This window comes from Sphingomonas sp. SphC10 (assembly GCF_057004845.1).
This window is the reverse complement of record NZ_CM168044.1, coordinates 2122953-2137473: the sequence shown is the minus strand read 5'-3', so window position 1 is coordinate 2137473 and position 14521 is coordinate 2122953. Positions and strand designations below refer to the sequence as shown.

Below are 14521 nucleotides of genomic sequence, written 5' to 3'. Positions count from 1 at the left end.
AGGGCGCCGGTCGAGCGAACCCGACCGGCGCAATGGGGATCAGACGTTGAACCGGAACAGCATCACGTCGCCGTCCTGGACGACATATTCCTTGCCCTCCGCACGCAGCTTGCCCGCATCGCGTGCGCCCGCTTCGCCCTTGAAGGCGATATAGTCGGGATAGGCGATCGTCTCGGCGCGGATGAAGCCGCGCTCGAAATCGCTATGGATTTCGCCCGCCGCGTTCGGGGCCTTGGCGCCGCGATGAACGGTCCAGGCGCGCGCTTCCTTCGGGCCGACGGTGAAGAAGGTCAGCAGATCGAGCAGCGCATAACCCGCACGGATCACACGGGCGAGGCCGGTTTCCGATAGGCCCAGCTCCGACAGGAACTCGCCGCGATCCTCGGCAGGCATGGTCGCGATCTCGGCCTCGATGGCGGCGGAGACGACGACGGCCTGTGCACCCTCGGCGGCGGCCTTTTCGAAGACGCGCTGCGAATGGGCATTGCCGTTCGCCGCGTTCGATTCCTCGACATTGCAGACATAGAGGACGGGCTTGGCGGTCAGCAGCTGCGCCTGCGAAAAGACGCGGGCTTCCTCCTCGTCCTTGGGCACGGTCAGCCGCGCAGGCTTGCCGTCGCGCAGCAGCTCCAGCGTCTGGCCCAGCACCGAGGCGGCGATCTTGGCTTCCTTGTCGCCCTGCTGACCCTTCTTGATGAAGGCGGGGACGCGCTTTTCCAGGCTTTCCAGGTCGGAGAGCATCAGTTCGGTCTCGACCGTCTCGGCGTCGGCGATCGGATCGACCTTGCCCTCGACATGCGTGACGTCACCGTCCTCGAAGCAGCGCAGGACGTGGACGATCGCGTCGACTTCACGGATGTTGCCCAGGAACTGGTTGCCCAGCCCCTCGCCCTTGGATGCGCCGCGCACCAGCCCCGCAATGTCGACGAATGCCAGCTGCGTCTCGATGATCTTGGCCGAGCCGGCGACTTCGGCGAGCTGGTACAGGCGCGGATCGGGCACCGCGACGTTGCCGACATTGGGCTCGATCGTGCAGAACGGATAATTGGCGGCCTGCGCCGCCGCCGTTTCGGTCAGCGCGTTGAAAAGGGTGGACTTGCCGACATTCGGCAGGCCGACGATGCCGCAGCGGAAACCCATGCGTCGCTTATCCTACAGGAAAGGGGAAAGCGTCCCTCTAGCGAGGATGGGGGAATTTCTCAACCGATGGGTGCGGGCGGCCGAGGGGGCATCTGCCCCAACCTCCGTTCAGCCTGAGCGGAGGCGGGGAATGCCCGGTCCGTCAGGCGGCGCCGACCGCGAGCACGGCGGCATAGCCGAGCAGCATGACGCCCATCGCGCCCGAAAAGCCCATCAGCACCAGACCCATATAGCGCAGGATCGGCGGATTGGCGCGCTGCGCCTTCTTGTTCCGGCCCAGGCCCGACAGCACGAAGCTGGCCAACATACCAAAGGTGAAGACAGCGAATTCGAGCATCGAGGACAGGTCCGCAAATAAGGAGGTGCGATCGCCATCCTCCTTACCCAATACAGGTTAACGGCACGATATCGCCGCGATCAGCCGCCCCATATCGACGACGAGTCGAGGGAACTTTTCGTCTGACCGCGGGTGCGGCGCATGTCGTCGCCCCCGTTCCGGTCGGATCAGCGATAATTGAAGCTGACGCTGATCCGTTCGCCCTTGGCACCGTTGGGCACGACCTCATGCCGCAACCAGCTTTCCCAGAGCAGCACCGTGCCCGGTTCGGGCGTGGCGGTGGCGAAGGTGGCCAGATCGTCCGGCGCATCGGGGCGACGTGGCGGCGCGGCCATCAGCATCGGCAGGCGCGGATCCTCCAGCTTCAGCGCGCCCGAGCCCTTGGGCATGGCGACATAGAGGGTGCCCGACACCACCGAATGCGGGTGGATATGCGCCGAGTGATGGCCGCCCGGCTTCAGGACATTGACCCACAGGCTGTCGAGCTTCAGCTTGCGCCCGCCCAGATCGAAGGCGCATTCCTCGGCAAAGCGCGCGACATGACGGTCGAGCTTCTTCTTGAGGTCGGCAAACACCGGATCGCGGATCGGCAGGTCGTTGAGCGAGGCGTAGCTGGTATAGCCGCGATAGCCATGCTCCTTGCTCCAGCGCCGCCCGGCCCGGTCGTCCTCGGCGAGCGCCCAGCAGCTTTGTTCGATGTCCGCCAGCAGATCGGCATCGTCCAGCTGGCCCTCATAGAGCAGCGAGGCGAAGAGGCGCCGCACGCTCATGCCGCATCCCCCAGCCGGAGGGCGATATCGTTGACGAAGCGCACATCGTCGCCCTCCGCCAGCCAGTGCGCCTCCGCCGCCAGCGCGCCTAGCAGGTCGGACAGCGGCTCGATCTCGGACTTGGCGTAATTGCCCAGCACATGGCCGGTCACGCGGTCCTTGTGTCCCGGATGGCCGATGCCAAGGCGCACGCGGCGAAAGTCCGGCCCTAGATGCTGGTCGATCGAGCGCAGGCCGTTATGCCCCGCCGTGCCGCCGCCGGTCTTCACCTTGACCCGGAAAGGCGCGATGTCGAGCTCGTCGTGGAAGACGGTCAGTGCCTCGACGCCCAGCTTGTAGAAGCGCAGCGCGTCGCCGACGCTCCGCCCGCTCTCGTTCATGAAGGTGGCGGGCTTCAGCAGCAGGATCTTCTGCCCGCCGATCCGGCCTTCCTGGGTCCAGCCCTGGAATTGCTTCTTCACCGGGCCGAAATCATGCACCTCGGCAATGGCGTCCATCGCCATGAAGCCGACATTGTGGCGGTGCATCGCATATTGCGCGCCCGGATTGCCCAGCCCGGTCCAGACCTGCATGTCCCATTCCTCATTCACGTTACGGATGAGGCCCCTAGCATCGGGTGTCGGGACGCCAAAGCCGCTATTCGGGGCCGGGCCCCGTCAGCCGGTCGATCGCGCGCTCGGTCATGTGACGATAGACGCCGTCCGAATAGCGGTGCGTGCCGACGAAATGGACCAGTCGCTCATCGCCGGTGACCGGCGTGCGCCAGTAGTTATAATAGTGGCTATAGGGCAGGGTGAGGGTGCCGGGCTCGTTGGAGAGCAGGAAGTTCGACGTCACCTGTTCGCTGCCCCATTCGGCCCAGGTCGTGGTGCCGACCAGATTCTCGGCCCTGCGCGAAAAGGTCGCCGCTGCTTTGCGGTCGCTGGGTCCACCGCGAGCGAAGCCCGCAAATCCTGACGACGCCCGGACGTAGGAATGGCATTCCGCCTCGGGATAGGCGGCATAACGGGATTCGATCAGCGCCTGCATGTGCGCCGGAGCCGACACCGGGCCGTCGGGATATTTGCGTCGGACGAACTCCGGCAGCGTCTGGATGCCCAAGGCCTGGCTGTCGGGGCCGCCCAACAGCATGAAGCCCCGATTCCCGGTGATCGCCGCGCGAACCTCGGGCACGTCGCCCAGCGTCACGGTGTCAGAATCCAGCTGGACGACATAGTGATCGGCGCGCAGGTCGAGCAGTACCAGCAATCTTTCCCAGGTGCCGCCGCGCGGACACGCGCCGGTATCGATCCCCGCGATCGGAATGATCCGGGGCGTGCCGCAATGCCGTGCCAGGGTGCGCCGGTCCGCCTCCGTCAGGCTGCCGTCGTCGATCAGGACGATCCGGCCCATGGCCAGTTGCTGGTGGAAGGATTTGATCGCGACCAGATAGGGGATCAGCGTGCGGGTGCCGATCATCGACAGGATGATCAAACCATCGTCGCGGGGTATTATCGGCGGCGTCGCCAGAATCCGCCGCGCGGCATGCAGGTGAAGGTGCATCCGCGCCCGGCGCATAGTCCGGTCAAAGACCTTGCATAAAAGCCGGTGGGGACGGGCGGACGACGTCATCATAAGGGGATGCGGCAGCGCGCCGGCGATGACAAGCCAGTCACGCCCCCCGCCTGGTCATAATGATACGCTTCGACGGCGACGTCAGATCAGCCCCTGTGCCCGCAGGCTGACATGCCCCGAGGTGCCGATGATGATATGGTCATGCACCGTGATACCCAGCCTCTTTCCCGCCTCTGCAATGGCGCGGGTCACGTCGATATCGGCGCGGCTGGGGGAGGGGTCGCCGCTGGGGTGGTTGTGGACCAGGATCAGCGCGGCCGAACCGAAATCGATGGCGCGCCGGATCACTTCGCGGACATAGACCGGCGCCTGGTCGATCGAACCCTGTCCCATCAATTCGTCGCGGATCAGCATGTTGCGGGTGTTCAGATGCAGCACCCGTACCCGCTCGACCCCGTGATGCGCCATGTCGGCGTGGAGATAATCGAGCAGCGCCTGCCAGTTGGACAGGACCGGGCGCTTCATCGCCTCCGCCTGGACCAGCCGCAGCGCGCAGGCCTGGGCGATCTTGATCGTCGCCGCCGCCGTCTCGCCTATGCCGTCGACCCGCTGGAGTGCGATGGGGTCGGCGGTTAGGACGCCGCCGATATCGTGGAACTCGCGCAGCAGCGCCTTGGCCATCGGCTTGGTATCGCGGCGCGGAATGGCCGTCATCAAGAGATATTCGATCAGTTCATGATCGAGCAATCCGCCACCGCCCAGCAATCGGTCGCGCAGCCGCGCGCGGTGTCCGGCATGATCGTTCGCCTCGATTTCGCTGGTATCGCGCATGTCCCGTCCCCCGTGGCGGGGCATCATAAGGCGGGCAGCGGGAACTGTCGCCGGGCTTCGCGCGATTGCGTGGCGCGGGGTCCGGTGTTTATGACGTGGGTCAAGATTAAGGGAGTGGCATCGGGGTGGAGGGCGCGAGCGAGGAGAGCGAGACGCGCGTGACCCCGGTCGCGAGCCCCGCCCGCCGTTTCCGTCGCCTTCAGCTGACCCTGATCGCCATCGCGCTGGTCATCCTGGCCGCGTTGATCGCGCTCTGGATCGAACGCAAGCCGCTGGCGGGGCAGGTGCTGGACCGCGAACTGGCAAGGCGCGGCGTGCCGGCGCGCTACAGGATTTCCGATCTGGGTTTCGGTCGCCAGCGGCTGACCAACGTCGTGCTGGGCGACCCGCAGCGCCCCGACCTCGTCGCCGACTGGCTGGAGACGCGGACCCGCATGACCCTGTCGGGGCCGGTCGTGACGGGCGTGCGCGCCGGGCGGGTCCGCCTGCGTGGGCGGTTGATCGACGGACGGATCAGCCTGGGCACGCTCGACAGGCTGATGGGGCCGCCCGACACATCAGGCAAGCCGTTCCAGCTGCCCAAGCTCGACGTGGCGGTGCAGAATGGCGGCATCCGGCTCGAAACGCCGCACGGGGTCGTCGGCCTGAGCCTCTCGGGGCAGGGGGTGCTGAGCGACGGCTTTACCGGGCGGCTGGCGGCGGTCGCGCCCAGGCTCGTGATGGGCGATTGCGTCGCCACCGGGCTGGCTGCCCCCCTGCGTGTCCGGGTGGTGCGAGAACAACCGACGCTGACCGGGCCGCTGCAACTCGGCAACCTGCGTTGTGGTGAGGTGGCGGTCGCCGATCTGGCGGCGCGAGTCGATGTGACCTTCGGCGCGGCGCTCGATCGCTGGCAGGGGCGGGCTTCGCTCGGCAGTGGAGCGATCCGCCATCCGGTTCTGGCCGCTGCGGCGATCGATGGACAGATCGACTTTTCCGGCACGCCCAAGGGTACGCAAGGGCGCATGGAAGTCGCCGCGCGCAACGTCGTCGCCCGCGTCGGTCGCGCCGAGCGGGCGATGGTCGCGGGTCGCTATCTGATCGGTGCTGCCACCCGCTTCGATGGACAGGCGCAACTGGGCGGTGCGCAGGCGTCGGCCGCCGCGCTGGCCCCCGTCTTGAAGGCGGGCGAGGCGGCGGCGGGCACGCCGGTCGGGCCGGTGCTGCGCGCCATGACCCAGGCGGTCGGACGGGCAGGGCGTCGCTTCGCCGCCGATATGGCGCTGGCGATCGACAGCGACCGGGGGCCACGTGGGCCGGGCTTTGCGGTGCGTGTGCCGCGCCTGACGGTCGCGTCGGCCAGCGGCGGGCGGCTCGCCTTCGCGGGCGGCTATGGCCTCGCCTATGATGCGCGGGGGCTGCGGATCGATACGCGGGCGGCGATGGGCGGCGGTGGTCTGCCGAGCCTGCGGGCGACGCTGCAGCAGGATGGACCCAAACAGCCGATGCGCGGCACCGCCGAACTGGCGCGTTACGAGGCAGGCGGGGCGGCCCTGGCCTTCGACCGGATGGTGTTCCGCTCCGCCGCCAATGGCGAAACCCAGGTGACGACCCGTGTCGCGCTGTCCGGGCCGATCAGCGGCGGGCGGATCGACGGGCTGGTCCTGCCCATCGCCGCGCGATGGGACGGGGCGCGGCGGTTGCTGATCAATCCCGAATGCCAGCCGCTGGCGATCGGCCGGCTGGCGCTGTCGGGGCTGAGGCTGGCGAAGGTGGCCACGCGGCTGTGTCCGCTGGACGGCGCGCTGGTGCGTCTGGACGGCACGCGCCTGAGCGGTGGTGCGCAGCTGGGGGCGACCAGGCTGGTCGGGCAGATCGGCAGCAGCCCGCTGACCCTGGCGGCGGCGACCACTCGCTTTGCGCTGGCCGACCGCAGCTTCACCCTGACCGGCGTGCAGACCGTCATCGGCCGCCCCGAATCGCCGACCCGGATCGACGCGGCCGAATTGAACGGCCGGATGACGTCGGAAGGCCTTGCGGGCCAGTTCACCGGCGGCGCGGGGCAGGTGGGGCAGGTGCCGTTGCTGCTGGGCGAGGCGGGCGGCGACTGGCGGCTGGCGGGCGGCGTGCTGACGCTCAACGGCGCGCTTCAGGTGCGCGACGCACGGGCCGATTCGCCACGCTTCCTGCCCATGGCGGCGCGTGACGTCACGCTGACGCTGGCGGGCAGCCGGATCGACGCCAGGGGCACGTTGTTCGAGCCGACCAAGTCGGTGAAGGTCGCCGACGTCGCCATCACCCATGCGCTCGACAAGGGCGCGGGCGCGGCGGACCTGAGCGTGCCGGGCATCACCTTCACCAAGGACTTCCAGCCCGAATTGCTGACCCCGGTGACAAAAGGCGTGATCGAAGATGTGCGCGGGCCGATCAACGGGCGCGGGCGCATCGTCTGGGATGCGAACGGCGTGCGGTCGACCGGACGATTCGGTACCGACGGGATCGACCTGGCCGCCGCGCTCGGCCCGGTCAGTGGCATAGCGGGCACGATCGACTTCACCGACCTGCTGGCGCTGGAGAGCGCACCGGGACAGGTGGCGACCGTCAAGACGATCAATCCGGGCATTCAGGTGACGAACGGCGTCATCCGCTATCAGACCCTGTCGGGCGCGCGGGTGAGGGTAGAGAGCGGGCGCTGGCCGTTCGCGGGCGGCATGCTGACCCTGGACCCGACGCTGCTCGACTTCTCGCAGCCGGTCGAACGTCGCATGACCTTCCATGTCGAGGGGGCTGCGGCGGACCAGTTCCTGCTCCAGTTCGACTTCAAGAATCTGAACGCCACCGGCGTCTTCGACGGCACCCTGCCGATGATCTTCGACGAGCGGGGCGGGCGGATCGAGGGCGGTCGGCTGGCCGTGCGCTCCGGCGGCGGCAGCATCGCCTATCTTGGCGAATTGAGTCAGAAGGATCTGGGCGTCTGGGGCAATCTGGCGTTCGGGGCGCTGCGCTCGCTCAACTATCGGTCCTTGCGGATCGACATGAATGGGCCGCTGGCGGGCGAGATGGTGACCGATGTGCGCTTCGCCGGGATCAGCCAGGGCAAGGGCGCCAAGTCCAACTTCATCATCCGGCGGCTCCAGCGCCTGCCCTTCATCTTCAACGTGCGGATCAAGGCGCCCTTTCGCGGGCTGCTCGATTCGGCGCAGTCCTTCTACGATCCGCGCCGCCTGATTCAGCGCAATCTGCCCGCGCTGCTGGAAGAACAGAACAAGCGCGCCGCGCCGCCTGCGAATCCCGCCGCCACCTCCATTCAGCCATCCGCAAGCGAGACCGTGCCATGACCGTAACAGGATTGAAAATGCTGGGAAGGATGCCGATCTTGGATGCGACACGATGGATGCCGGTCGCGCTGACCCTGCTGGGCGGAGGATGCGTTAACATCTCCGCGCCGGAGAAGCCGATCGAGATCAATCTGAACATCAATGTGACGCAGGAAGTGGTATATCGCCTGGATGGCGAGGCCAAATCGCTGATCCAGCAGAATCCGGGGATATTCTAATCATGAAGGCAAAGACGGTGATCCTGGCGCTCGGCGCGGTGGCGCTGCTGGGCGTATCGGGCATGGCGATGGCGCAGCGCGACCCGGCCTATGCCGCCGCGCGCGCCGAGGGTCTCGTGGGCGAACAGCCCGATGGCTATCTGGGCATCGTCGGCAGTGCGACGCCCGCGCTGCGCACGTTGGTCAACAGCATCAACATCCAGCGCAAGGCGGCCTATACCCAAAAGGCGCAGGCCAGTGGCGCGACGGTCGAGCAGATGGCCTTCACCAGCGGCTGCAATCTGATCGCGCAGACGGCCAGCGGCGAGAAGTACAAGACGCCCGAGGGCGTGTGGAAGACCCGCACCGGCGCCGCACCGGAACGCGCGCCCGCCTGCGTGTAATTCCTTCTAACTCCCCTCCCGCAGGCGGGAGGGGCTGGGGGAGGGGACTTCGGCGGTGATAGAGCGAGCGGGTTTGGGGCGCGCCTGAATTGTCTAAACCCGACTTCATCCCTCGCGGACAGCGCCAGCCCTCCCCCGACCCCTCCCGCCTGCGGGAGGGGAGAAGAATCAGAGGGAGGGGCACCATCCTGTCACTCCCCGGCAACAATGCTTAACACATCTGTCACAAGCCCACCCCCAGGCGGTTGACTTGGGGGGAGGGGCTTTCTAAACGGGCCTCGCCTTGGCGGGGTCGCTCGCCGTTCGCGCGCATTCTCCCCTTCGGTGACGAAATCAGGTGAGGGTGGCTGCGTGGCGGAGAAGGAACCCGGACAGGACTTTGGCGATGCGGACGATCCGCGTCTGGCCGCGCTGGATCAGCGATTGGCCAAGGCGAGAGCGGACGGCGCAGCGCGGCAGGGGGTGAAGGTGGACGCCGACAGGGGTTATTCCCAAGGCAGCCGCGTGATCTCCGCGCTGATCGGAAGTCTTGTCGGCAGTGCGTTGATCGGCTGGCTATTCGACCGCTGGTTCGGCACCGCACCCTGGGCCCTGATCGTGATGCTGTTCCTGGGGATCGGCGTGGCGTTCAGGCAGATTATTCGGATTTCTGGCGAACGCCCGGAGTAACCGGGCGTTCGTCATATGTGGGAACGAAGCAGCGTGGCGGCAGAATCGGGCGGCAAGATTGATCCGATGCACCAGTTCCTGATCGAGCCGGTGCTCGGTCAGCACTGGGTGGTCGGCGGCTACGACCTTTCCTTCACCAATTCCGCTCTGTGGATGGTGGCGACGCTGGTCGCGCTGTGGGTGTTCATGATCGGCGGCATGAAGCGCGATCTGGTCCCCGGGCGCTGGCAGGCTGCGGTCGAAGGCTTCACCGGCTTCGTGAATTCGATGCTGACGTCGAATATCGGGCCGGAAGGCAAGCGCTTCCTTCCTTACGTCTTCTCGCTGTTCATGTTCATCCTGTTCGCCAACGTGCTGGGTCTGCTGCCCTTCGGCGTGGTGCCGGGTGTCCATCCCTTCACCGTGACCAGCCATGTGACCGTGACCGGCGTGCTCGCGCTGATCTCGTTCGCGATCGTGCTGATCGTCGGCTTCGGCCGCCACGGCTTCCACTTCTTCGCGCTGTTCGTGCCGCACGGCACGCCCAAGCTGATGATTCCGCTGATCTTCGTGGTCGAGCTGATGAGCTTCCTGGTGCGCCCCTTCTCGCTGGGTCTGCGACTGTTCGTCGCGATGACCGCGGGGCATATCCTGCTGAAGGTTCTTGCCGCCTTCGTCATCAACGGCATCAACATGGGCCCCGGTTACGCCGCGCTCATCACCCTGCCGAGCTTCCTGCTGATGATCGGCATCACGCTTCTCGAACTGCTGGTCGCCGCGATCCAGGCCTATGTCTTCGCGCTGCTGACCTCGGTCTATCTGAACGACGCCGTCAACCTGCACTGATCCGGTACGGCCGGATCGGGCGGGCGGGCGCGCCGCCGACTTGAATACCCAAACGACCCTTTTTGAACTGGAGTGATTGAAATGGACGCAGAAGCCGCGAAGCTGATCGGTGCCGGTCTGGCCGCTATCGGCATGGGCATCGCCTCGCTCGGCGTGGGCAACGTGTTCGCCAAGTTCCTCGAAGGCGCGCTGCGCAATCCGGGTGCGGCGGACAGCCAGCAGGGCCGCCTCTTCATCGGTTTCGCCGGTGCCGAGCTTCTGGGCCTGCTCGCCTTCGTGACGATGATCATCCTGGTGTTCGTCGCCTAATCATTCGGATCGGCCGGGCGTGTCGCTGACGATGCGCCCGGTTGATATGGCAACGAGGACTCCATGCCCCAGATAGCACAGATCAGTGCGACCTATGCGTCGCAGATCTTCTGGCTCCTGATCACGTTCGGCCTGCTGTATTTTGTGGTCGGTCGTGGGATGGTGCCCAAGATTCAGGCGACCGTCGACGCTCGCGAAGGCCGTATCGCCGGCGATCTGGCGGCGGCGGAGGCCGCGCGTGCCGAGGCCGACCGGGTCGAGGCGGCATGGCGGGCCGAAATGGACGCCGCCCGTGTCGCCGCGATGGCCGAAACCAACGCTGCCAAGGCGCGGGCCACCCACGCTTTCGAGGCGCAGGTGAAGGCCGCCGATGCCGAGCTGGCCGAGCGTCTGGGTCATCATGACCTGGCGATCGCCAATGCCAAGGTCGAGGCGATGGCCAATCTTCAGACCGTGGCGGCCGAGGCCGCGCGCGATCTCGTCGCCAAGCTGTCCGGCGTCCAGGTGGGCGAGGATGCGGCGGCCGACGCGGTGCGAAAGGTGAGCGCGCATGGCTAATCATTCCGCAAACGGCGTTCTGGCCAATGGCGATGCGCTGGTCGCGCAGAACCTGGCCGATGCGGCGTCCGCCGAAGGCATGACGCAGAAGCCGATCCGCGAAGGCGACGGTCTGACCGGCAACACGGTCGCGCCCGCCGAAGCCGAGCATCACGCCGTCAGCCCGACCGCGCTGGGTTTCGATTCGACCGGTTGGGTGGCGCTTGCTGCTCTGGTCGTGCTGATCGGGATGCTGGTGAAGAAGGTCCCGTCGATGATCGGTCGTTCGCTCGACCAAAAGATTGCCGGGATCCGCGCCCAGCTCGACGAAGCCAATAAGCTGCGTCAGGAAGCCGAAACGCTGAAGGCCGAATATGAGGCCAAGGCGAAGGCCGCCCATGCCGATGCCGAGGCGATGCGCGCTCAGGCTCAGCATGAAGCGGGTCAGCTGCTCAGCAAGGCCAAGGCCGATGCCGAGGCGCTGATGGAGCGTCGCGCCAAGATGGCCGAGGACAAGATCGCCGCTGCCGAGCGCACCGCGATCGCCGAAGTCCGCGCCCGCGCCGCCGAGGCTGCCGCCAAGGCTGCCGGTCTGCTGATCGCCGAGCATCACTCGGCCGATGCGGACCGGGCGATGATCGACCGCACCATTTCGGGGCTCGGTCGCCCGAACTGATCGGCTTCACGGCCGGAGACAGGACCGCGCTTCGGGTTGGCCCGAGGCGCGGTTCGGTCGTTTCGGAAAGCCAAAAGACCACCACCTCCGTTCAGGCTGAGCGAAGTCGAAGCCCACGTCCTGCCCTATCCCCGCGCGGAAGAGAGGGATTCCCTTAGGCTTCGACCTCGATCAGCCTGAACGGAGGGTGGGAAAACGCATTCCTCCCCAAGCTCGGCTTGGGGAGGGGGACCGCCGGGCGTCAGTCCGGTGGTGGAGGGGCAGCTCCCCACACCACATACCCCCGTCCCCACGGGGCCGCATCGCCGTCTCTTTCGGGTTTCCGGCGACGATGCCCATATCCCCGAGCCCGTGACAAAGGAGACGCTCCGATGGCATGGGTCATTCTGGGCATTGCCGTGATTACCGAGATTTGCTGGGCGCTCAGCCTGAAATGGGCGGCGACCGTCGCCACCTGGCAGGCGTCGAGCGTGCCGATCCTCCTCAGCTTCGTGAATATGGGCCTGTTGGCGCTGGCGATGCGCGGGCTTCCGGCCGGGACCGCCTATGCGGTGTGGACCGGGCTGGGCGCGGTGGGCGTCGTGATCGGCGGGGCCATCGTGTTCGGCGACAAGATCGCGCCGATCCAGGCGGGCTTCATGGTGCTGACCGTCATCGGCGTGATGGGCACCAAGCTGTTCGCGCAGGGGTAAGTAGTAGGTCTCACGAAGCCGCGAAGGCGCGAAGGGATCGGTTCGCGCAGAGGCGCAGAGAGCGCGGAGGAAGAAGAAGGTCTTCCGCCCGCCAACTTTTACAACGCCTCTGCGTCCTCCGCGCCTCTGCGCGAACAATAAACCTTCCCGTCCTCGCGGCTTCGCGTGAACCAAAGCAACCTCACAGGGTAGCGATCTGCCGATCGCACACCTAAATCGCACTCAATGTCCGAACCTCCCGTCGACCGCTTCAACGAAGAGAAATCCACCTTCACCCTGCGCGGTGCCGATGCGCCCGATCTGAAGGCGGGGGTGGCGGCGATCCGCAACGTGCTGGCCACGCTGCCGCTGCGGCCGGGCGTCTACCGGATGCAGGATGCGCGTGGTGACGTGCTGTACATCGGCAAGGCGCGCGCGTTGAAGAACCGCGTCGCCAACTATACCCAGGTCGACCGCTTGCCGAAGCGCCTGCAACGCATGGTCGCGCAGACCCGGTCGATGACCATCGTCACGACCAACAACGAGGCCGAGGCGCTGCTGCTCGAGGCGCAGCTGATCAAGCGCTATCGCCCGGCCTTCAACGTCCTGCTGCGCGACGATAAGAGCTTTCCCTTCATCCTGCTGCGCAACGACCACGACTTCCCGCGCATCCAGAAGCATCGCGGCGCGCGGCGTGCGGTCGGCAATTACTACGGCCCCTTTGCCAGTGCGGGCAGCGTCAACAACACGCTGAACGCGCTGCAAAAGCTGTTCCTGCTCCGCTCCTGCACCGACAGCTTCTTCAAGGGGCGCGACCGGCCGTGCCTGCTCTACCAGATCAAGCGCTGCTCGGCGCCGTGCGTCGGCCGGATCGACGAGGCCGCCTATGCCGAACTGGTCGCCGACGCGAAGAACTTCCTTGGCGGCAAGTCGACCCAGGTCCAGGCCAAGCTGGGCACGCAGATGCAGGCGGCGGCCGAGGCGATGGACTTCGAACTGGCCGCGATCCTGCGCGACCGGCTGAAGGCGCTGACCTTCATCCAGGGCACGCAGGCGATCAATGCCGAGGGCGTGGGCGACGCCGATATCTTCGCGCTCGCCAATCGCGAGGGGGTGATGGGCATCCAGGCCTTCTTCATCCGTGGCGGCCAGAATTGGGGGCATCGCAGCTTCTTCCCCGCGCACACCAATGACGTGCCCGAGGAGGAGGTGTTGACCAGCTTCCTCACGCAATTCTACGAGGAAGTGCCGCCCGCGAAGACCATTCTGCTCGACCGCGACCTGCCCGAGGGCGAGTTGCTGACCGAGGCGCTGGGCGAGCGGGCCGGGTATAAGGTACAGCTCACCGTGCCGCAGCGCGGCGACCGCCGCCGCCTGCTCGACCAGGCCAAGCGCAACGCGGTCGAAGCGCTTGAGCGGCGCCTGGCCGAGTCGACGACGCAGGCCAAGCTACTGCGCGAAGTGGCCGACTTCTTCGACCTGTCCGAACCGCCGCAGCGGATCGAGGTGTACGATAACAGCCATATCCAGGGTACCAACGCGCTGGGCGCGATGGTCGTGGCGGGGCCGGAGGGTTTCCAGAAGGGCCAGTATCGCAAGTTCAACATCAAGGGGAACGAGGCGGCAACCAACGACGATTTCGGCATGATGCGCGAAGTCTTCCGCCGCCGCTTCGTCCGCCAGCTTGAGGAGAACCCGGATCGCGACGATGCGACCTGGCCGGACCTAGTGCTGATCGATGGCGGGCGCGGCCAGCTCAACGCGGCCAAGGCGGTGCTGGAGGATCTGGGCATCGAGGATGTCTGCCTGGTCGGCGTCGCCAAGGGCCCGCATCATGGCCGCGAGGGGCGCGAGGTCTTTCACATGATGGACGGCAGCGAACGGATGCTGCCGGTCAACGCGCCGCTGCTTTTCTACCTCCAGCGACTACGCGACGAGGTCCACCGCTTCGTGATCGGCGCCCACCGCGACAAGCGCGCCAAGGCGATGGGCGCGAGCCCGCTGGATGAAGTGCCCGGCATCGGCCCGGCGCGGAAGAAGGCCCTGCTGATGCACTTCGGCACGGGGCGCGCGGTGCGCAATGCGAGTCTGGAGGATTTACGTAAAGCGCCGGGGGTCAGTCAGGCCGTGGCGCAGCAGGTGTACGACTTTTATCATAGCCGGTGAGGGGGCGGTGTTCCGATGGTCCATTGACCGGATGCGTCATTCCCATTTGTCCATCGACACAGGGTCGTTTCGAGAAAGAGCAATCGGTAACGTATTTTGGGAAATCCTCTGCCTCTCG

General features: G+C 66.5%; 16 protein-coding genes. 10 read left to right on the top strand and 6 right to left on the bottom strand.

Translation table 11 applies throughout. The features are described 5' to 3' along the window. Positions 1–39 precede the first annotated feature (39 nt). From ychF to radC, 6 genes are all read right to left on the bottom strand, one after another. On the bottom strand, positions 40–1140 hold the full coding sequence (gene ychF, locus ACWKSV_RS09675; protein ID WP_056431664.1) for a redox-regulated ATPase YchF: 1101 nt from the start codon (positions 1138–1140) through the stop codon (positions 40–42). A 142-nt stretch (positions 1141–1282) separates the two neighbouring features. Next, on the bottom strand, positions 1283–1477 hold the full coding sequence (locus ACWKSV_RS09670) for a hypothetical protein (protein WP_056431896.1): 195 nt from the start codon (positions 1475–1477) through the stop codon (positions 1283–1285). Positions 1478–1644: 167 nt separating this feature from the next. Beyond that, positions 1645–2247: a TIGR02466 family protein gene (locus ACWKSV_RS09665; RefSeq protein WP_058745799.1), complete on the bottom strand. Its 603-nt coding sequence runs from the start codon at positions 2245–2247 to the stop codon at positions 1645–1647. After that, positions 2244–2819, bottom strand: coding sequence for an aminoacyl-tRNA hydrolase (gene pth, locus ACWKSV_RS09660; protein WP_056431669.1), 576 nt, complete (start codon positions 2817–2819; stop codon positions 2244–2246). Before pth ends, ACWKSV_RS09665 begins: the two co-directional genes overlap by 4 nt. 64 nt (positions 2820–2883) lie before the next feature. Beyond that, the gene (locus ACWKSV_RS09655; RefSeq protein WP_156884317.1) at positions 2884–3789 is read right to left on the bottom strand and encodes a hypothetical protein; all 906 of its coding nucleotides are present in this window, start codon (positions 3787–3789) and stop codon (positions 2884–2886) included. 153 nt (positions 3790–3942) lie between these two features. Continuing rightward, positions 3943–4632, bottom strand: coding sequence for a RadC family protein (radC, locus tag ACWKSV_RS09650; protein WP_056431675.1), 690 nt, complete (start codon positions 4630–4632; stop codon positions 3943–3945). A 125-nt stretch (positions 4633–4757) separates the two neighbouring features. Here radC and ACWKSV_RS09645 point away from each other — a divergent pair, with 125 nt between their 5' ends. From ACWKSV_RS09645 to uvrC, 10 genes are all read left to right on the top strand, one after another. Beyond that, positions 4758–7949, top strand: coding sequence for an intermembrane phospholipid transport YdbH family protein (locus tag ACWKSV_RS09645; protein WP_483666792.1), 3192 nt, complete (start codon positions 4758–4760; stop codon positions 7947–7949). A gap of 38 nt (positions 7950–7987) precedes the next feature. Beyond that, positions 7988–8167, top strand: a complete 180-nt coding sequence (locus ACWKSV_RS09640; RefSeq protein WP_483666791.1) for a YnbE family lipoprotein — start codon at positions 7988–7990, stop codon at positions 8165–8167. Positions 8168–8169: 2 nt separating this feature from the next. Then, on the top strand, positions 8170–8550 hold the full coding sequence (locus tag ACWKSV_RS09635) for a YdbL family probable chaperone protein (RefSeq protein ID WP_076711475.1): 381 nt from the start codon (positions 8170–8172) through the stop codon (positions 8548–8550). Between the two features lie 351 nt (positions 8551–8901). Continuing rightward, positions 8902–9219: an AtpZ/AtpI family protein gene (locus tag ACWKSV_RS09630; protein WP_056431684.1), complete on the top strand. Its 318-nt coding sequence runs from the start codon at positions 8902–8904 to the stop codon at positions 9217–9219. Positions 9220–9252: 33 nt separating this feature from the next. Further along, entirely contained in the window at positions 9253–10044 is a 792-nt protein-coding gene (locus tag ACWKSV_RS09625) for a F0F1 ATP synthase subunit A (protein ID WP_056431901.1), read from the top strand. Between the two features lie 81 nt (positions 10045–10125). Then, positions 10126–10353 carry a F0F1 ATP synthase subunit C gene (locus ACWKSV_RS09620; protein WP_007406947.1) on the top strand — a complete coding sequence of 76 codons (228 nt, stop codon included), beginning with the start codon at positions 10126–10128 and terminating at the stop codon, positions 10351–10353. A gap of 63 nt (positions 10354–10416) precedes the next feature. After that, complete coding sequence (locus ACWKSV_RS09615) at positions 10417–10911, top strand: F0F1 ATP synthase subunit B family protein (RefSeq protein WP_056431687.1); 495 nt, start codon at positions 10417–10419, stop codon at positions 10909–10911. After that, the gene (locus tag ACWKSV_RS09610) at positions 10904–11566 is read left to right on the top strand and encodes a F0F1 ATP synthase subunit B family protein (protein WP_076717290.1); all 663 of its coding nucleotides are present in this window, start codon (positions 10904–10906) and stop codon (positions 11564–11566) included. Before ACWKSV_RS09615 ends, ACWKSV_RS09610 begins: the two co-directional genes overlap by 8 nt. Positions 11567–11937: 371 nt before the next feature. After that, the gene (locus ACWKSV_RS09605; RefSeq protein ID WP_076717288.1) at positions 11938–12258 is read left to right on the top strand and encodes a DMT family transporter; all 321 of its coding nucleotides are present in this window, start codon (positions 11938–11940) and stop codon (positions 12256–12258) included. Between the two features lie 225 nt (positions 12259–12483). Next, on the top strand, positions 12484–14403 hold the full coding sequence (uvrC, locus tag ACWKSV_RS09600; protein ID WP_076717286.1) for an excinuclease ABC subunit UvrC: 1920 nt from the start codon (positions 12484–12486) through the stop codon (positions 14401–14403). Positions 14404–14521: the final 118 nt, after the last annotated feature.

Excerpts from the sequence above, each read along its gene's own strand:
- ychF (WP_056431664.1), bottom strand. The coding sequence starts at position 1,140 with ATGGGTTTCCGCTGCGGCATCGTCGGCCTGCCGAATGTCGGCAAGTCC.
- ACWKSV_RS09670 (WP_056431896.1), bottom strand. The coding sequence starts at position 1,477 with ATGCTCGAATTCGCTGTCTTCACCTTTGGTATGTTGGCCAGCTTCGTG.
- ACWKSV_RS09665 (WP_058745799.1), bottom strand. The coding sequence starts at position 2,247 with ATGAGCGTGCGGCGCCTCTTCGCCTCGCTGCTCTATGAGGGCCAGCTG.
- pth (WP_056431669.1), bottom strand. The coding sequence starts at position 2,819 with ATGCAGGTCTGGACCGGGCTGGGCAATCCGGGCGCGCAATATGCGATG.
- ACWKSV_RS09655 (WP_156884317.1), bottom strand. The coding sequence starts at position 3,789 with ATGCACCTTCACCTGCATGCCGCGCGGCGGATTCTGGCGACGCCGCCG.
- radC (WP_056431675.1), bottom strand. The coding sequence starts at position 4,632 with ATGCGCGATACCAGCGAAATCGAGGCGAACGATCATGCCGGACACCGC.
- ACWKSV_RS09635 (WP_076711475.1), top strand. The coding sequence starts at position 8,170 with ATGAAGGCAAAGACGGTGATCCTGGCGCTCGGCGCGGTGGCGCTGCTG.
- ACWKSV_RS09620 (WP_007406947.1), top strand. The coding sequence starts at position 10,126 with ATGGACGCAGAAGCCGCGAAGCTGATCGGTGCCGGTCTGGCCGCTATC.
- ACWKSV_RS09615 (WP_056431687.1), top strand. The coding sequence starts at position 10,417 with ATGCCCCAGATAGCACAGATCAGTGCGACCTATGCGTCGCAGATCTTC.
- ACWKSV_RS09610 (WP_076717290.1), top strand. The coding sequence starts at position 10,904 with ATGGCTAATCATTCCGCAAACGGCGTTCTGGCCAATGGCGATGCGCTG.
- ACWKSV_RS09605 (WP_076717288.1), top strand. The coding sequence starts at position 11,938 with ATGGCATGGGTCATTCTGGGCATTGCCGTGATTACCGAGATTTGCTGG.
- uvrC (WP_076717286.1), top strand. The coding sequence starts at position 12,484 with ATGTCCGAACCTCCCGTCGACCGCTTCAACGAAGAGAAATCCACCTTC.